We start from the raw sequence: 17,529 nt of genomic DNA on the forward strand, positions 1-17,529 counted from the left end.
TTAATTCATAATTTGTAATACTTTAAATAATGTTCCCATTTGTTTCGGTGATATTAATCTTTCTACCTGCTTTTCTATTATTTGGGCTTGCTCCTCGCTAAGCTTGTCTTGTAATGTTTGTTTGCTTAATAAGATTCCGTTTTCTATTAAAAAATCTCGTTGCGATATTGTATTTATTACGTTTATTTTACTATTTTTAACTACTGTTTTTAATGTATAAAAATCCACATGTGCCGATAAATCAGCTTCTCCAAGATTTTCAAGGATGGGGCAATATTTATGGTTTTTGACCGCTTGTAATGTTGGATTATATTGATATCTAGTTCTATCATTTGGAGCTATATCATAGCCATAATCTATTATTAAGCAACTACCGCTCAGTGTTTTTAGATGCTGTGCTATAAATTTTATAATTTCTATCGATTTATAAGATTCTTCAAGCACTGCTCCGTCTTTTGCTTCAATATGAGTACGCAGCAAATATTCTTGTAATTGCTTATTAACGCTTATTTTATCGTATTTAATTCTGCCGTCTACTGGTTGCACTACAAATATTCTTTCATACCATAATTCCTTGACTTTAATATATTGCTTTATCGGCATAGCATCAAAGAATTCATTAGCTATTATTATAGTAGGTTTTTTGGGTATATCTTCTACAAATGATCGATGGCTAATCGGTAAATTAATATCTTGTAAATTAGCCTTTTGATGAGCAATAAAATTTTGATTAATTTCTATTAGTTCAATTGATAAAGCTTTGTAAAATTCCGGTACTAATTTTGCAGTGCGTAGTAAATCACGCATTAATAGACCTCGACCAGGACCAAACTCAACCAAACTAAGACTTTTTGGGCAACCGATTCTTTGCCACTCCTTGATACACCATAAGCCGATAATTTCACCGAATAGCTGCGAAATTTCAGGAGCCGTAACAAAATCCCCTTCGCTAGCCAATGATTTTACTTGCTTATAATAGGAAGTAGGATTTGATTGTAATACTTCCTGCATGAGAACATCGCAAGTAATATAGCCGTTTTGTTCAATTGATTGTCTTATTTTGGATTCGATTGACATATTAAATAACTTCCTAAAAGTAACATAGGTACAGATAAGATTTGTCCCATAGTTAAGCTATCTAAAATAAACCCGATTTGTATGTCTGGTTCTCTAAATATTTCAATAGTGATTCGGAAAAGAGCGTAAAATATTAAAAATATTCCTGAGTTTAAACCGCACTTTTTAAGAGTTTTGTGCCTAAATGTTGCATACGCTAAGATACAAAATAATACTAAACCTTCAAAAAAAGCTTCATATAACTGACTAGGATGACGGGGCTGTAAATCACTATTAGGAAAAATCATACCAAAAGAAGAATTTGTAATACGTCCGTATAGTTCACCGTTAATAAAATTAGCGATTCTACCTAAAAATAATCCGATAGGTACTACAGGGGCTATTATATCTGTGAGACTTAAAAAATTAACTTTATATTTTCGACAAAACAAATAAGCAGCAATAATCACCCCTAAAGCTCCGCCATGGAAAGACATCCCGCCTTCATAAGTTTTTAAGATATCTATTGGATGTGAAAAATATCTAGAAGGGTTATATAATAAAACAAATCCTAGTCTGCCTCCGACTATTATGCCTATAACGGCATAAGTAATGAAATCTTCTAGATTTTTTTTAGTAATTTGAGGCTTAAATTTTTCTATAATTTTGTTTGCATAGAACCAACCTAGCAAAATTCCTACTACATATGAAAGAGAATACCAAGAGACAGCAAGTGGACCTATAGAGAAAATAATTGGATTGATATTAGGAAATGTCATAATAAGTTATTTAATTCATTTAACGTCTGAGTTACGGAAAATTACGTAAGTAATTGACGAAGCAATCCGGTTTTTTATTATTTTTATGGATTGCCACAGTCACTTCGTGGCTTCGCAATAACAGTATCTATATTTGGTTAGCAATACCAAATTCTTTTGAGTTAAAATTATTGAAAAAATAAAATTTTTAGTAATAATAAAAAAGATTTATATTTTATAATAATAATGATAGGTAAAATATGCAATATTTAATGGATCTATATCATACCTCAAGTACTGAGTTAGTATTATTGTTTGTTATGTTAGTATCTCTTATACCGGTGATATTTCTAATTAAAAGATTAATTTTTATTCCTGTAAAAAATTATTTAACTAGACATCATTATGATGATTATGAAAGGATACTAAAAAAATATCCTATATTTCGTTATTTATTACACACTTTATTAGCACTTTACTTTATAGGTTGGGGAAATGTTTTTCATCCTACTTCTTTTAAAGCACATGTATTACTAGGAATCAAAGATACTATAGTAATCTTATATACTAGTATATCTGTGACGATGTTATTATTAACGCTTATAAATGCTTTTGCAGATTTGTATAACAATAGGATCAAGGCCGTTACAAAAAATGCACCGCTTAGCTTATATTTTCAAATATTAAAAATTATTGTCATAGTTATTGCAGCAATGGTAACTATTTCATATATATTAAATATTTCGCTTAGTACATTCTTAACAAGTTTAGGTGCAGCCGCAGCTCTTTTAACATTTGTTTTCAAAGATACCGTTTTAGGGTTACTTGCAAGCTTGCAACTAACTACTCAAGAAATTATTAATATTGGAGACTGGGTACGTATAGGCGAAATTGAAGGAACAGTTGAAAAAATTACTATTTCCGTAGTAACAATTAGGAATTTTGACCAATCTATTTCTACAGTTCCTACTTACAGTATTTTAAATTCTAACGTAACTAATTATAGAGGAATTAGTGAATCAGGAGCAAGAAGGGTAAAGAGAGTATTTAATATTAATATGGCAACTATTAACTTCTGTGATGCTACTATTTTAAAAGAACTAAAAAAATCTCCTTATATATCAAAGGATGTAATAGATAAAATAACTCTTGATAAAGAAGAGAAAGATTTAACCAACATTAAACTATTCAAATTATATATTCAGGAATATCTAAAAAATAATCCAGCAGTTTATACCGAAGGATTTACTTTTCTAGTAAGACAGCTTGAACCTACGATTAATGGGTTGCCTATAGAAATATATATATTTGTTAAAGAAGTGAATTTAATAGGTTATGAAAATATACAAGATAATATTTCTGAACATTTAATTTCTATACTTCCTGAATTTAAATTAAAAATATTTCAGAATGTAGGAGTGGTATAATATATCTGAAGTTAAATTTGTATCCAAGATGGAAGCCGCCCTTCATCTTGGATATTCAATACTTTTGAAAGAAAAGAAGTATATATACTACTTGATTATTTTCTCTAAATGCTTTAAAACTTAAAGCTTTAAAAATATGAAAATTTAAGACCTAGGAATGAATAATAATATAATTAATTTAATAGCCACTATTATACTGTCTTTAAGTATAATTTTCGGTTGGCAATATTTTGTTGTAAAACCTGAACAAAAAAAACAGCAACAGCAAATAGCAGTGCAGAAAGCAGAAAATTTAAAGAAACAACAGTTAAAAGCTTTAGTAAAACCTGCAACTGATATTGTTGTTCAAGAAGAAAGTCAAGTACAGCGTATTAAAATAGAATCTGAATCACTCACCGGTTCTATTTCATTAAAAGGACTTAGATTTGACGATTTAATATTAAAGAAATATAAGCAAGATTTATCTAACAATAGTCCTGAAGTGAGATTATTTTCACCGGCTAATACAGAAAATGCATATTTTGCTGAAATTGGTTTAGTTAGTAATTTATCTAGTGTAAAACTCCCTAACAACGATACTATATGGAATAGTGATAGTGAAATATTAAGCCCTGAAAAACCTGTTAATTTATTTTGGGTTAATGAAGACGGAGTTAAATTTTTAGTTACTATTACTGTCGATGAAAACTATTTATTTACTATAGAACAAACCATTGTTAATAATAGTGATAAAGAACTTCCTGTGCAATCTTACGGTTTAATAAACCGTAAATATATTGCTGTAGAGAAAGCAGTGAATATATTACATCAAGGACCTATCGGGTGTATAGACGAGAATCTTAAAGAATATTCGTATGATGATATTAAAGATAAGAAAAGTGAAAAATTTGCAGCAAGTAAGGTTGACTGGATAGGAATTACCGATAAATATTGGTTATCTTCCTTGATTCCGGATAAATCAAGTAATTACAGCTCGAATTTTAATTATGCTCTTAAGCAAGGGACTGAAAGATATCAGGTAGATTTTATTTCACCGGTACAAATAATAAAGCCCGGCGAAAATTTTTCCATTAAAAGCAGAATTTTTGCAGGAGCAAAAAAAGTAGATTTGCTTGATAAATATGAAAAGCAATATGATATTAAATTATTTGATAGAGCTATTGATTTCGGCTGGTTTTATATAATTACCAAACCGGTTTTCTACGCCATGAATTTTTTCTATGGCTATGTCGGTAATTTCGGTGTTAGTATATTAATTGTTACGGTTATAATTAAGCTATTAATGTTTACTTTAGCCAATAAGTCTTATCGTTCGATGAAAAAAATGAAAAATTTACAGCCGGAAATCGATAGGATAAAAAATTTATACAGTGATGATAAAGCACGTTTAAATCAAGAAATAATGGCTTTATATAAAAAAGAAAAAGTAAATCCGGTAGCGGGTTGTTTGCCTATACTTGTTCAAATTCCGGTATTTTTCTCTATCTATAAAGTATTGTATGTAACTATTGAAATGCGGCAAGCACCGTTTTACGGTTGGATTAAAGATTTATCCGCACCTGACCCTACTACTATTTTTAATTTATTCGGCTTATTACCGTTCTCGCCGCCGTCATTTTTAATGATTGGAGCATGGCCTATTTTAATGGCTATTACTATGTTCTTACAGCAAAAAATGAGTCCTGAACCTGCCGATCCGATGCAAGCTCAAGTAATGAAATTTATGCCGCTAATTTTTTTATTTATGTTTAGTAGTTTTCCTGTGGGACTTTTAATATATTGGTCTTGGAATAATATTCTATCCATAATTCAACAATATTATATTAATAAATTTAATTAATTAATGAGAATAGATAAAAATTTACCTAATTATCTAACTATTGCTCGAATAATGGTAATTCCGGTTATTATACTGGCATTTTATATAAATAATTCACTTGCACGTAAACTTGGGGCATTATTATTTGTTTTAGCTAGTATTACGGATTTTTTTGACGGTTATATTGCAAGAAAATATAATTTAGTTACGAGCTTTGGCAAGATGTTTGACCCTATAGCAGATAAGCTACTAGTAGGTTGCGTTATTATAATGCTACTAAAAAAAGATAACGTAGATGAGATACCTTGTCTATTAATTTTAGTACGAGAATTTTTAGTTAGCGGTCTTCGGGAATTTTTAGCTTTAGTAAAGGTTAGTGTGCCTGTATCGAGACTCGCTAAGGTAAAAACGTTTTTACAAATGTTTGCTTTATCGATATTGATACTAGGCTCCAAAGGTTCAGGAATTATTTATTTAGATATAGTAGGGGAAATAATTTTATGGATTGCCGCTTTTTTAACAATCATTACAGGTTATTCTTATTTTAAAGCATGTAAGAAATATTTTTAAATAGGAGAATTTTATGATATATGTAAAATATATAATTTTAGGGTTTATTATGGTGTCTAGTTTAAATCTTTACGCTGCTAACAATGATATAATTGCCAATAAGAAAGTTGTAAAGGTAGAAGTAAGTAATGAACATTTAAAAACATTAAATGAAGCTTCTACTCTTTTAATTAGTTGTGTAGATTTTAGATTAATAGATGAAACAGATAAATTAATGAAGCAATTAGGGTTAGAAGATAATTTTGATAAAGTATCACTGCCCGGTGCATCGCTTGCCCTCGTTAACGACGAATATACTTATTGGGGAAAAACAATAGAAGATACTATCGAGATTTTACAAGAATTACATAATATCAAACAAATTGTTTTTCTTGATCATAGAGAATGTGGAGCTTATAAAATACTTATAGGTCAGGAACAGCTAAATACCAAGGAAAAAGAAACGGCAGCACATGCAGAAATTTTAAACAAGGCCCGTGATATAATAAAAGAAAAATTCCCCCAATTAAAAGTTTATACTTTTTTAATGGGTCTTGATGGTGTAGTAGAGCAGATTTATGAAATACCTAGCTAAAAGCGTAGTTGTTGTAGGGATAGGTTTACTGTCATTGCGAGGAAGTTGCGTAGCAATTGACGAAGCAATCTCAGGAGCTTGTTATTATTTTATGAGATTGCCGCACAGCCTACGGCTGTTCGCAATGACGATTTTTGACCCGCACAATAACGGCTGAGAAAAATAATTTATTTTGTATCTGTATCCTTATTATCTTTAGAATTAGCAGTATTATTTGGAGAGTTGTCTTCTGTAGGTAGTTTAGAGATGGATAGTTTTTGTTTATATTTTTGCTGCTCTGCTAAAAAATTTTGAGCCTCTTTGGAAAGGCTGTTATATAGTTCACGTTTCTTCTTATTAATATTGACTATTTCTACTCTATATTCTTGTATTTCCTTGCGTACTTCCGGTTTTATAGTACCGGCATAAGCAGAAAAATCATCTATAATTTTTTGTGTTGTAGCGTCGTTGGTTTTTGCTGCATATTTTTTTGAGTCGTCAGAAGTTGTACTATTGGCAAAGCAGCTTGTACTAAGTAAAATAGCTATTCCAAATATTATTTTTTTTATCATATAAACCTTAAGCCTTATTCTTAATAAGTGTTATTGTTGTGTGGGTACCTATGTCATTCCCGCGAAAGCGGGAATCCAGAAAAAAAAGCATAAATATAGCAAATTTTTAAAATTAAAAGCTCGATTTATCTCGCTTTACGCTGGATTCCCGCTTTCGCGGGAATGACATAAGAACCACGCCTATGCTTGTACGCAATGATGACTACGGTATCTACGCAAAAACTTCTTAATAAGTAGACCATTTTTAAGTCTAATAGTCAATGAAAAGATATAATAGAAATTATTTGTATTTTATTGTTTGGTGAGTATAAATATACTAATAGTTGGGAATAAATATAAAATTATGAAAAATATACAATATTATAATAATAATGCTCAAGAGTTTTATAACAGAACAATCAATGCAGATTTATCTGATAATTATAAAGAATTTATTAGCTATTTGCCGAATAAAGCTCATATTCTAGATGCCGGTTGCGGAGTCGGTCGTGATACAAAATATTTTTTAAGTCAAAGATATCAAGTTACTGCTTTTGACGGTTCAACCGAAATGGTTAAATTAGCTACAAAAGAAACTGGAATAAATGTATTACACTCAACTTTTCAAGATATCGATTTTAAGAAGTCGTTTGATGGTGTTTGGGCTCAAGCAACTCTCCTTCATGTACCTTATAATGAAACAACCAATGTTTATAAAAAAGTTCACGCTGCATTAAAGCCAGAAGGAATTTTTTATGCTTCTTACGGATATGGTTCAGATATTATACAACGTGATGCTCGCGATTTTTACAATATGAATAAAGATACAATAAAACCTTATTTTAACGGGCTTTTTGAGGTAGTTAAAATATGGACGGAAAAGAGTAAGAGATTCTCTCCAAGTAAAGAAGCATTATGGTTAAATTTTATTGTAAAAAAAAGTAAAACAATTGATTAGATTAGTTTACTTATTCGTGATTTTAATAATCAGTTTTAAAATATATGCAAAGGAACATACAGGCTTAACGTATAGTCGTTATGAAAAAGATAAGCATATTATCCATGTATTAACTATTGATCCTAAGAATTTTGAGTTAAAACTAGTTAAAGCTCATAATCAGGTTATAGGCAGAGAAACAGTAGACGCTATAGCACGCCGCACTAATGCAGTTGCTGCTATTAATGCTGGATTCTTTGAGATTGCAGGTAGCGATGACGGTAGACCTAGCCTTACCTTAATGGTTGATGGCAAGCTATTTAGTCTTAGAAAACAACTACAAAGTTTGTTAATCATAGATCAAAATAATATTCAAATTACCAAGGCTAGTGCAAAAATTTCTGTAGATATAGGCGATAAATCGATTATTCCAAATCAAGTTAATTATTTTTCAAATCCAAAAGATATTACCTTCTATAATGATGTGTGGGCATCTACTACATTAACGCCGTATACTAACAAAGAAATCTTGATTGATCAGAACTTGATTATTATGGACATAAGCAATCATGGTGATAATCAAATTCCGCAAAAAGGTTTTGTATTATCTTTCCCAAAAGAAGTAAGCTTGCCGATAGTAAATATAAATGATGCTGTGAAGCTGAATTTAGAATTTATTGATAAAGACGGTAAGTCTATAAATTTAAGCAAAACTGCTTCAGTAGTAACAGGCATTCCTGTATTAGTTCAAAACGGTAAAAATATTGTAGATAATATAAAGCAAAATGATTCGGCTCATGCACGTACTGCTTTGGGAGTGCGTAATGACGGTATCATAGTTGTAGTTGTAGCCGAGCATATTTATAAGCAGCATGTAAAAGACCTTAAGCTTGTGCAAGTAAGAACAATATTACGGAAAGAGAAAGGAGTAACTTTTGAGAAATTAACGCTACCCGAAGCTTTAAAGATTCTAGAAAAACACCTTGTAAATGATACTGTGATAGGATTAACTAAAACAGAACTTGCTGATTATATGTTAAGTCTTGGATGTGAATCAGCAATTAATCTAGACGGCGGCGGTTCTTCCACGCTATTTATGGACGGGAAAATTATAAATAATGTTACAGGAGATGAAGATATAAAGCTTTAGGCGAACATACAATACGTCCCGTATCCGATGCAATAGTTATTATACCAAATAATATAGACGAATTTATGCTGCCTTAGCATGGAATGATATCATTCCTGCTAGGCATTGCTTGCGTGGATCAATTTCACCTCTGTCATCCCGTGGCTTGACCACGGGATCTAGTTAAAGCTAAAATTATTAGTATTTTTTATTGTTTTTATGGACCCCGTGGTCAAGCGAACTAGGTGACACAGTGGGTTTTACCGGTCCACGCAACAATACTTGCCTGCGAAGGCAGGAATCCAGTAACTAAAAGATACAAATATATTTAATTTTTTATATTAAAAGCTCGAATAGTTTTGCTTTTTTTTAGATTCCCGCTTTTGCGGCAGTGACATCGTTTCATACAACAATGCAGCTTTTAGTTAGGAATGACATACTAAAATTTTAGCTAGAATGATATTTGAGATTTGGAGGGCTCTAAGATTTTATATTTTCCTGCTCCATAGCTTTTTTACGTTTTTCTAAATATTTTTTTGTCATTATTTTTTCGGGAGCTACATAATCTAAAAATACTTTTCTGTTTAGATGATCGATTTCATGCTGGATAACTCTTGCTAAAAATCCTTCTGCGATGCCTTGGATTTGATTTCCATTTATATCATATGCGTGATAATGAATCTTTTTGAATCTTGCAACTGGACCTGTAGCATTTTCAACAGAAAAGCATCCTTCGTAATCTTCATGTTTATCAATACCTATCGGTTTATATGAGGGATTAATCCATATAGTTTTAGGCATTGTATCCTTAAGGTCAGGACGCCATTTTTTTAACTCTTCATTTTCATGTACTGCAAATATTATTATACATTTTTGAGATACCTATTTGCGGTGCGGCAAGCCCTGCACAATTTTCTTCTTGATCATATTTTTTCTCTAATATAGATACATCACGTAAGTCTTCTGCGGATAAAGGGAAGTTTAACGTTTTTGCCTTTATTCTAATAGTTTTAGCCTCAGAATTATTTAGAGTCTCTAAGTTTAAGGTTACATATTGCGGTAATGAAATATTGTTTTCATTTTTCATATTACTTTTACAACCTGTTATGAAAATTATAGCAGTTAATAATAGAGCTATTTTTAATTTGGACATATATTTTATTATAATAATTTATAAATAGAAAATTATAGATAGAAATTGAAATCAAGTAAATAAATTGTCATATTTCTTTTATACATCTCAGAGTTAATACATTTTATTTAATTTCCTTTGAGAAAAAATCAATAGGTTTGACTTTTCTAACATATTCTAGTATAATATTTATCTTCAAAATAAATAGAAAAATTTAATTTATGAGTACTCCCAAAAGTGACAATTATCTCTCGGAACTAAGAAAGGTAATTTGGCCTATAGAAAGATATGAAAATAAGAAGTTTCTTCCTATGGCGTTTATGATGTTCTGTATTTTATTAAACTACTCAACGCTTCGTTCAATTAAAGACGGATTTGTAGTAACGGATATAGGGGCAGAAGCAATAAGTTTCTTAAAAACATACATAGTACTACCTTCTGCCGTAATTGCTATGGTAATTTATGTTAAGCTCTGCGATATTTTAAAGCAAGAAAACGTATTTTATGTTATTACTTCATTTTTCTTAGGGTATTTTGCGTTATTTGCGTTTGTTCTTTACCCCTACCCTGATTTAGTTCATCCTGATCCTGAAGCCATAGAATCTTTAAGTTTAGCTTACCCTAATTTTAAATGGTTTATAAGAATAGTTGGAAAATGGAGCTTTGCATCTTTTTATACTATGGCAGAGCTTTGGGGAACAATGATGCTTAGTTTATTATTTTGGCAGTTTGCTAACCAAATTACTAAAACCGATGAAGCTAAACGTTTTTACTCAATGTTTGGTTTACTTGCTAATTTAGCATTGCCTGTAACATCCGTGATTATTGGATATTTCTTACATGAAAAAACTCAAATAGTTGCAGAACATCTAAAATTTGTGCCTTTATTTGTTATAATGATAACAAGTAGCTTTTTGGTAATATTAACATATAGATGGATGAATAAAAATGTTCTAACCGATCCTAGACTTTATGATCCGGCATTAGTAAAAGAAAAGAAAGCTAAAGCTAAAATGTCATTAATAGACAGTTTTAAAATGATCTTTACCTCTAAGTATGTAGGTTATATTGCATTGTTAATTATTGCTTACGGTGTTTCAGTAAACTTAGTTGAAGGCGTTTGGAAATCCAAAGTAAAAGAATTGTATCCGACGAAAGAGGCTTATACTATATATATGGGTAAGTTCCAATTTTATCAGGGTTGGGTTGCAATTGCTTTCATGCTTATAGGTAGTAATATTTTAAGAAAAGTATCATGGCTAACTGCAGCTATGATAACTCCATTAATGATGTTAATTACCGGTGCAGCATTTTTTGCATTTATATTTTTTGATAGTGTTATTGCTATGCATTTAACAGGTATTCTTGCTTCAGGTCCTTTAGCACTTGCTGTTATGATCGGTATGATTCAAAATGTTTTAAGTAAAGGTGTAAAATATTCTTTATTTGATGCCACTAAAAACATGGCGTATATTCCGCTTGATAAGGATTTACGAGTAAAAGGGCAAGCTGCTGTTGAAGTTATCGGAGGAAGATTCGGTAAATCGGGTGGTGCTATTATTCAATCCACATTCTTTATTTTATTTCCTGCATTCGGTTTTGTTGAGGCAACACCATATTTTGCTTCTATATTCTTTGTAATAGTAATATTATGGATATATGCCGTTAAAGGTTTAAATAAAGAGTATCAAGTTTTGGTAAATAAAACTGAAAAATAGAGTTTGTTAAAATAAAAAAGCAAGTTTCTTAGAAACTTGCTTTTTTTATAGTCGGAGAGTTTATAATATGACAGATACAAAACCCAAAATTAAAACTCCAAGATCGCCATATGTAAAAAAATATAATAGTTGGCGAATAAGGATTTTGTATTCTATTATTATAGGTTATGCGACTTTTTATTTTTGTCGTCAGAATTTTAATATAGCAACACCTGCTATAAGAGAATATTTTGGAGTTACTAAAACACAAATCGGTTGGATATTAACTGCTTCATCTATTATGTATGGAGTTAGTAAAGTTTGTAACGGGTTTATTAGCGATAAAGTTAATGCTCGGATATTTATGGTTTTGGGTCTTTTATTTGTCGGGGTCATTACTATTCTAATAGGTTTTGCAGATTCTTTATGGCTTATAGGAATTTTATGGATAGCCAGTAACTGGTTTCAATCTATGGGTTGGCCTCCTGCAACAAAAATGCTTACTCACTGGTTCGCTTCAAAAGAACTTGGAACTAAATGGGCTATGGGTGCAACTTCTAATCAAATAGGTGGTGCCCTTGCTATGATAAGCTGCGGTTATTTAATCGATAAATTTGATTGGAGAGCTGCTTTTTTCGTTCCCGGTGTAGTTGCTTGTGTAGTATCGCTTTTTTTATATAATAGGCTTCGTAATTCTCCAAAAGAAGTAGGCTTATCTACCGTAGAGGAATATAAAGAATATCCGCCTGAAGCTATAGGGGATTATGAGAAGCTATTAACTCCTCAATTACTTAAAATGGTCTTTTGTAATAAGCTAATATGGTATGTTTGTTTAGCAAACATGTTTGTTTATATAATACGTTCCGGAGTAATTTATTGGGCTCCAACATTTTTAAAAGATTTACGTAATATAAGCCTTGCAAATGCAGGCTTACAAATCGGTTTATATGAAATGATAGGTATCCCAGGGGCATTAATAGCAGGTGTTTTATCTGATAAACTATTTCAAGGTCGTCGAGGTCCTGTTGCATCCATATGTATGGTATTGCTTAGCTTATTGTTAGTCTTGTTTTGGAAAATTCCTATTCAAAGTGAATTATTAAGTATAGTAATTCTTTCTTTAATAGGCTTTTTTGTTTCAGGACCTCAGCTTCTTGTAGGTATAGCAGCTGCTGATTTTAGTACTCGTCAGGCTGTCGGTACGGCTAATGGATTATCAGGGTTATTTGGTTATTTAGGAGCGGCTATTGCGGGAGTCGGCGTAGGATGGATTAGCGATAATTACGGTTGGAATGGGGTATTTATATTTTTCAGTATTTCTGCTCTTTTAGGAGGAGGGTTATTTGCTTTAACATGGAATCGTTCAGCTAAAAAATAAATTTAACAATTATATCAAATAGGTTACAAAATGACAATACAATATACTTTTTCAATGATTAAGCCTGATGCTATCAAGAGGAATAAAATAGGACAAGTTAATACTTATTTGGAAAATGCAGGCTTAAAGATAGTAGCTCAGAAAATGAAATTTTTAACTAAATATGAAGCTGAGTGTTTCTACGATGAACATAGAGCAAGACCGTTTTTTAATAGCTTAGTTGAATATATTACTTCAGGAGCGGTAGTACTTCAAGTTCTTAAGGGGGAAGATGCTATAATTTTAAACCGTACCATTATGGGTGCAACTAATCCTGCTGAAGCTGAAGCAGGAACTATTAGAAAAGATTTAGGCGAATCAATTGAGGCTAATAGTATTCATGGTTCAGATAGTGAAAACAGTGCGAAAAGAGAAATCGAATTTTTCTTTAACAAATCTGAAATTATAGAATAATTAATGCTAAAATATGACGTAATAGTTATAGGCGGTGGACATGCAGGCGTAGAAGCAGCAGCCGCTTCTGCACGTCTTGGAGCTTCTACTCTCTTAATTACGTTAAAACCGGAAAATTTAGGCGAAATGTCTTGCAATCCAGCAATTGGTGGAATTGCAAAAGGTACATTAGTTAAAGAAATCGACGCCCTTGATGGGTTAATGGGTTATGTTATAGATCAAGCCGGTATACATTATAAAATGCTGAATGAGACTAGAGGACCGGCAGTTTGGGGACCTAGAGCTCAAGCTGATCGAAAGCTTTATAAAAAAGCGATGTATCAAATATTAACAAATTACCCTAATCTAGATATACTATATGGAAAAGTGGAAGATATAGAAATTAAATCTTCTAAAGTTGAAGCGGTTATTTTAAATAACGATAGCAAAATTCCTTGTCAAAAAATTATATTAACTGCGGGTACTTTTCTATCAGGTCTTATTCATATTGGACAAAAAAAAATTCCTGCCGGTAGAGTAGATGAAGAGCCTTCGTATGGATTATCAAATACATTAAAAAAAGTAGGATTTAAGATTGCCCGTTTAAAAACAGGTACACCGCCTAGAATTGACGGTCGTACTATTGATTATAGAAAAACAGTTTTACAGCCAGGTGATAAAACTCCTCGTCCTTTTTCTGAATTAACAAGTGTTGTCAATGTTCCTCAGATAAATTGTTTTATTACAAAAACAACCTCAGAAACTCATGATATTATACGTGAGAACCTTAATAAATCCGCAATGTATTCAGGGCAGATAGAAGGAATAGGACCGCGATATTGTCCTTCTATTGAAGATAAAATAGTCAGATTTAGTACAAAATCAGAACATCGTATATTTTTAGAACCTGAAGGGCTAGATGATTATACGATTTATCCAAACGGTATTTCTACTTCTTTGCCTGAAGATGTACAACATAAATTAATCAAAACAATACCAGGATTAGAAAATGTAAAGGTTTTACGTCCAGGCTATGCTATAGAATATGATTATGTTGATCCACGTGAAATAAGTGTTACGCTAGAGACAAAAAAAATAGCTGGATTGTATTTTGCCGGGCAAATTAACGGTACTACAGGATATGAGGAAGCCGCAGGGCAAGGTATAATAGCCGGTATAAATGCTGCTTTAGCAGTAAAAGATCAAGCACCGTTTATGTTAACAAGAGCAAACAGTTATATTGGAGTAATGATTGACGATTTAACAACATTTTGTACTATAGAACCTTATCGTATGTTTACTTCTCGCTCAGAATATAGATTATCTTTAAGAGCAGATAACGCTGATTTACGTTTAACGGAATTAGGTATAAACATTGGTGTTGTATCAGAAAAACGTAAAAAAATATTTACAAAAAAATGTGAAGATATAGAAAAAACAAAATCATTATTAAATACCTTGTCTTTAACTACTAGTAAACTTGCTAAAATGGGTATACAGGTTGCACAGGATGGTACACATAAAACAGTATTAGACTTATTTAAAATACCTAGTTTTAATGTTGAACAAGCTATTAAAATTTTTCCTATGCTTAAAGAAACGCAAAATAATAATATTTTGCAATTACTCTATATTGAAGCAAAATATGCTTCATATTTAACTAGACAACACGCAGATATTAATTTATTTCAAAGTGAAGAGGTGCAGTTAATACCTAAAAATATTGACTATTTTAAAATACCAAGTATATCATTAGAGATACAGGAAAAACTTTCTTCCCATAAACCTACTACTATTGGTGTAGCACGTCGAATTTCAGGGATTACACCTGCAGCAATTACGGCTATTATAATTTATTTAAAAACTAAATATAGTGATGGAAGTTCCACGTGAAATAATTGAAAAGTTAGAAATTTTTCAAAGATTAGTTAAAAAATGGAATAAATCAATCAATCTTGTATCGGATAATACTATACATAATTTTTGGCAACGTCATATATTAGACTCATTACAATTAATGCAATATATTGATAATAAAGAAATACACCTGGTTGATATAGGAAGTGGGGCCGGTTTTCCCGGTATAGTATTATCTATAGCAGGGGTAGCAAAAGTAAGTTTAATAGAAGCTGATTTACGTAAATGTATATTTTTAGAAAAAGCATCAAAGATATCAAATAATAACATACAAATAATCAATCAAAGAATAGAAAAAGTAGAAATAGATTGTAGTATATTGACTTGTAGAGCTTTCTCTAAATTAAATACAATATTTAATTGTATAAAAAATATTTCAGTACAAGAAAAATTTTTATTATTAAAAGGAAAAAATTATTTAACAGAAATAGTAGAAGCTAAAGAGATATGGTTATTTGATTATTTAATACATCAAAGTATTACTTGTGAAGAAGGGAAAATTCTAGAAGTTAGTAATTTAACAAAAATTATATGAAAGTAATTGCTATTGTTAATCAAAAAGGAGGGGTAGCTAAAACTACAACTACTGTAAATTTAGCTACAGCTTTTGCTGCTGTAAATAAAAAAATTTTAGTTATAGATCTTGATCCTCAAGGGAATAGTAGTACCGGTTTTGGAATTAGCCAGCAACAACGCAAAAATACTATATATCAAGTATTAACAAATTTAATAAAATTGAAAGATGCAATAATTTCTACAGACATACCAAATTTAGAAATAATTACTTCAAACACTAATCTATCTGCGGCTGAATTAGATTTAACAAAATTAAAGGACCGAGAATATATTTTAATGAAGCTATTGGAAGAAATAAAGATATTATATGATTATATAATTATTGATTGCCCTCCTTCATTAAATTTATTAACAGTAAACGCTTTAGTTGCAAGCGATGAAGTGTTGATTCCAATGCAATGTGATTTTTATTCATTAGAAGGATTAAGTCACTTGCTAAAAACAATTAAAATTGTAGAGAAAAAATTAAATCCTAAGATAAAGATTGCAGGTATATTATTTACAATGTATGATAAGCGTAATCGTTTAACTGAACAAGTAGAAGATGATGTTAGAAAATGCTTAGGAGAATTAGTATTTAAAACCGTTATCCCAAGAAATATTAAATTATCTGAAGCACCTTCATACGGAAAACCGGCTATTATATATGATTATAAATGTTCAGGAGCAGTTGCATATATAGAACTTACAAAAGAAATCTTAGAAAGATATGGCGAAAAATAAAGGACTAGGAAGAGGGTTATCTTCATTACTTGGGGAAGAAGTTATTTCTATAGAATCAGAAATAATACAAATAATAAATATTGATAAAATAAGGCCGAATGAGAATCAGCCTAGAAAAAACTTTGAATATGATAAAATAAAAGAATTAGCAGATTCTATATTGAATAATGGTTTATTACAGCCTATTATCGTTGATAATAATTTCCAAATTATAGCAGGAGAGCGACGCTGGCGTGCATGTAAATTAGCAAAAGTTTTAGAGATACCAGTAATTATAAAGAATTTAGATGCTAGAGAGAGTATGGAAATAGCATTAATTGAGAACATACAAAGAACTGATTTAACAGTTATGGAAGAAGCTCGTGGCTTTAAATATTTGGTAGAAAATTTTAATTATACGACAGAAAAATTAGCTGAAAGGCTTGGCAAAAGTCGTAGTCATATAGCTAATTTGTTGAGGCTTAATAATTTGCCACAATCTATTCAAGATAAAGTAAATAAGAATATATTAAGCATGGGACAAGCTCGATGTTTAATAAATCATGAACATGCAGAAGTAATGGCCGATCATATTATAAGTAATGATTTAAATGTACGTCAAACAGAAGAGCTAGTAAGACAATGGTATAAAAATGAATATACGAAATCTCCTAACAATAATAACAAAGTAGGAAAGCGTTTTTTAAAAGACAATGCTACAGATAATGATTTTGAATCATTAGTAAAAGTTTTATCAGAAAAATTTGGTATAAAAGTAACAATAGAAAATTATTCTTTAGGTGGGAAATTAATATTTCATTATAAAAATTTAGAAGAATTAGACGTGATATTATTAAAATTAAATTAAAAAAATTGCTAAAATTAAAGTATATAT

General features: G+C 30.7%; 17 protein-coding genes and 1 pseudogene. 14 read left to right on the forward strand and 4 right to left on the reverse strand.

What is annotated here, in order from left to right:
* Both BN1174_RS04300 and lgt read right to left on the reverse strand, forming a co-directional pair.
* Entirely contained in the window at positions 1-1,077 is a 1,077-nt protein-coding gene (locus BN1174_RS04300) for a class I SAM-dependent methyltransferase (protein WP_040256772.1), read from the reverse strand.
* Positions 1,056-1,835 (reverse strand): prolipoprotein diacylglyceryl transferase, encoded by a 780-nt coding sequence (lgt, locus tag BN1174_RS04305; RefSeq protein WP_040256774.1) that lies wholly within the window; start codon positions 1,833-1,835, stop codon positions 1,056-1,058. The genes BN1174_RS04300 and lgt overlap by 22 nt, the downstream gene beginning before the upstream one ends.
* A gap of 239 nt (positions 1,836-2,074) precedes the next feature.
* Between lgt and BN1174_RS04310 the strand changes: the two genes are divergently transcribed.
* The 5 genes from BN1174_RS04310 (at position 2,075) to BN1174_RS08855 (ending at position 6,361) form a co-directional block, all read left to right on the forward strand.
* Positions 2,075-3,241 (forward strand): mechanosensitive ion channel family protein, encoded by a 1,167-nt coding sequence (locus tag BN1174_RS04310; RefSeq protein WP_040256776.1) that lies wholly within the window; start codon positions 2,075-2,077, stop codon positions 3,239-3,241.
* Positions 3,242-3,398: 157 nt separating this feature from the next.
* Positions 3,399-5,081: a membrane protein insertase YidC gene (gene yidC / locus BN1174_RS04315; protein ID WP_040256777.1), complete on the forward strand. Its 1,683-nt coding sequence runs from the start codon at positions 3,399-3,401 to the stop codon at positions 5,079-5,081.
* A gap of 3 nt (positions 5,082-5,084) precedes the next feature.
* Positions 5,085-5,630, forward strand: a complete 546-nt coding sequence (gene pgsA, locus BN1174_RS04320; protein WP_040256778.1) for a CDP-diacylglycerol--glycerol-3-phosphate 3-phosphatidyltransferase — start codon at positions 5,085-5,087, stop codon at positions 5,628-5,630.
* A 13-nt stretch (positions 5,631-5,643) separates the two neighbouring features.
* Entirely contained in the window at positions 5,644-6,204 is a 561-nt protein-coding gene (locus tag BN1174_RS04325; RefSeq protein ID WP_040256779.1) for a carbonic anhydrase, read from the forward strand.
* Positions 6,188-6,361: a hypothetical protein gene (locus tag BN1174_RS08855; RefSeq protein ID WP_231555796.1), complete on the forward strand. Its 174-nt coding sequence runs from the start codon at positions 6,188-6,190 to the stop codon at positions 6,359-6,361. Before BN1174_RS04325 ends, BN1174_RS08855 begins: the two co-directional genes overlap by 17 nt.
* A gap of 10 nt (positions 6,362-6,371) precedes the next feature.
* Here BN1174_RS08855 and BN1174_RS04330 read toward each other — a convergent pair whose 3' ends face one another.
* Positions 6,372-6,755, reverse strand: a complete 384-nt coding sequence (locus BN1174_RS04330; protein ID WP_040256781.1) for a hypothetical protein — start codon at positions 6,753-6,755, stop codon at positions 6,372-6,374.
* Between the two features lie 343 nt (positions 6,756-7,098).
* On the opposite strand from BN1174_RS04330, the gene BN1174_RS04335 reads away from it, so the two are divergent.
* Together BN1174_RS04335 and BN1174_RS04340 are read left to right on the forward strand one after the other, a co-directional pair.
* Positions 7,099-7,692 (forward strand): class I SAM-dependent methyltransferase, encoded by a 594-nt coding sequence (locus tag BN1174_RS04335; RefSeq protein WP_082022289.1) that lies wholly within the window; start codon positions 7,099-7,101, stop codon positions 7,690-7,692.
* Entirely contained in the window at positions 7,685-8,821 is a 1,137-nt protein-coding gene (locus BN1174_RS04340) for a phosphodiester glycosidase family protein (RefSeq protein WP_231555797.1), read from the forward strand. The genes BN1174_RS04335 and BN1174_RS04340 overlap by 8 nt, the downstream gene beginning before the upstream one ends.
* Before the next feature lie 459 nt (positions 8,822-9,280).
* Here the strand turns inward: BN1174_RS04340 and BN1174_RS10840 are convergent.
* Positions 9,281-9,953: pseudogene (locus tag BN1174_RS10840) on the reverse strand (peptide deformylase).
* A 200-nt stretch (positions 9,954-10,153) separates the two neighbouring features.
* Between BN1174_RS10840 and tlc1 the strand changes: the two are divergent.
* The 7 genes from tlc1 to BN1174_RS04385 all read left to right on the forward strand — a co-directional run bounded on the left by tlc1 (position 10,154) and on the right by BN1174_RS04385 (position 17,502).
* The gene (tlc1, locus tag BN1174_RS04355) at positions 10,154-11,650 is read left to right on the forward strand and encodes an ATP/ADP exchange transporter Tlc1 (RefSeq protein ID WP_040256787.1); all 1,497 of its coding nucleotides are present in this window, start codon (positions 10,154-10,156) and stop codon (positions 11,648-11,650) included.
* 67 nt (positions 11,651-11,717) lie between these two features.
* On the forward strand, positions 11,718-13,007 hold the full coding sequence (locus BN1174_RS04360; RefSeq protein WP_040256789.1) for an MFS transporter: 1,290 nt from the start codon (positions 11,718-11,720) through the stop codon (positions 13,005-13,007).
* A gap of 30 nt (positions 13,008-13,037) precedes the next feature.
* Complete coding sequence (gene ndk / locus BN1174_RS04365) at positions 13,038-13,460, forward strand: nucleoside-diphosphate kinase (protein WP_011270474.1); 423 nt, start codon at positions 13,038-13,040, stop codon at positions 13,458-13,460.
* A gap of 3 nt (positions 13,461-13,463) precedes the next feature.
* Positions 13,464-15,332: a tRNA uridine-5-carboxymethylaminomethyl(34) synthesis enzyme MnmG gene (gene mnmG / locus BN1174_RS04370; protein WP_040256791.1), complete on the forward strand. Its 1,869-nt coding sequence runs from the start codon at positions 13,464-13,466 to the stop codon at positions 15,330-15,332.
* Positions 15,316-15,891: a 16S rRNA (guanine(527)-N(7))-methyltransferase RsmG gene (gene rsmG / locus BN1174_RS04375; protein ID WP_156138483.1), complete on the forward strand. Its 576-nt coding sequence runs from the start codon at positions 15,316-15,318 to the stop codon at positions 15,889-15,891. The genes mnmG and rsmG overlap by 17 nt, the downstream gene beginning before the upstream one ends.
* Complete coding sequence (locus BN1174_RS04380; RefSeq protein ID WP_040256795.1) at positions 15,888-16,655, forward strand: ParA family protein; 768 nt, start codon at positions 15,888-15,890, stop codon at positions 16,653-16,655. The genes rsmG and BN1174_RS04380 overlap by 4 nt, the downstream gene beginning before the upstream one ends.
* Entirely contained in the window at positions 16,642-17,502 is an 861-nt protein-coding gene (locus BN1174_RS04385; RefSeq protein ID WP_040256797.1) for a ParB/RepB/Spo0J family partition protein, read from the forward strand. Before BN1174_RS04380 ends, BN1174_RS04385 begins: the two co-directional genes overlap by 14 nt.
* The last annotated feature ends 27 nt before the right edge of the window (positions 17,503-17,529 follow it).

The organism is Rickettsia hoogstraalii (assembly GCF_000825685.1).
Classification (GTDB): Bacteria; Pseudomonadota; Alphaproteobacteria; order Rickettsiales; family Rickettsiaceae; genus Rickettsia; species Rickettsia hoogstraalii.

Excerpts from the sequence above, each read along its gene's own strand:
- BN1174_RS04330 (WP_040256781.1), bottom strand. The coding sequence starts at position 6,755 with ATGATAAAAAAAATAATATTTGGAATAGCTATTTTACTTAGTACAAGC.
- rsmG (WP_156138483.1), top strand. The coding sequence starts at position 15,316 with ATGGAAGTTCCACGTGAAATAATTGAAAAGTTAGAAATTTTTCAAAGA.
- BN1174_RS04300 (WP_040256772.1), bottom strand. The coding sequence starts at position 1,077 with ATGTCAATCGAATCCAAAATAAGACAATCAATTGAACAAAACGGCTAT.
- pgsA (WP_040256778.1), top strand. The coding sequence starts at position 5,085 with ATGAGAATAGATAAAAATTTACCTAATTATCTAACTATTGCTCGAATA.
- BN1174_RS04360 (WP_040256789.1), top strand. The coding sequence starts at position 11,718 with ATGACAGATACAAAACCCAAAATTAAAACTCCAAGATCGCCATATGTA.
- BN1174_RS04380 (WP_040256795.1), top strand. The coding sequence starts at position 15,888 with ATGAAAGTAATTGCTATTGTTAATCAAAAAGGAGGGGTAGCTAAAACT.
- yidC (WP_040256777.1), top strand. The coding sequence starts at position 3,399 with ATGAATAATAATATAATTAATTTAATAGCCACTATTATACTGTCTTTA.
- mnmG (WP_040256791.1), top strand. The coding sequence starts at position 13,464 with ATGCTAAAATATGACGTAATAGTTATAGGCGGTGGACATGCAGGCGTA.
- ndk (WP_011270474.1), top strand. The coding sequence starts at position 13,038 with ATGACAATACAATATACTTTTTCAATGATTAAGCCTGATGCTATCAAG.
- BN1174_RS08855 (WP_231555796.1), top strand. The coding sequence starts at position 6,188 with ATGAAATACCTAGCTAAAAGCGTAGTTGTTGTAGGGATAGGTTTACTG.
- BN1174_RS04325 (WP_040256779.1), top strand. The coding sequence starts at position 5,644 with ATGATATATGTAAAATATATAATTTTAGGGTTTATTATGGTGTCTAGT.
- BN1174_RS04385 (WP_040256797.1), top strand. The coding sequence starts at position 16,642 with ATGGCGAAAAATAAAGGACTAGGAAGAGGGTTATCTTCATTACTTGGG.
- BN1174_RS04335 (WP_082022289.1), top strand. The coding sequence starts at position 7,099 with ATGAAAAATATACAATATTATAATAATAATGCTCAAGAGTTTTATAAC.
- lgt (WP_040256774.1), bottom strand. The coding sequence starts at position 1,835 with ATGACATTTCCTAATATCAATCCAATTATTTTCTCTATAGGTCCACTT.
- BN1174_RS04310 (WP_040256776.1), top strand. The coding sequence starts at position 2,075 with ATGCAATATTTAATGGATCTATATCATACCTCAAGTACTGAGTTAGTA.
- tlc1 (WP_040256787.1), top strand. The coding sequence starts at position 10,154 with ATGAGTACTCCCAAAAGTGACAATTATCTCTCGGAACTAAGAAAGGTA.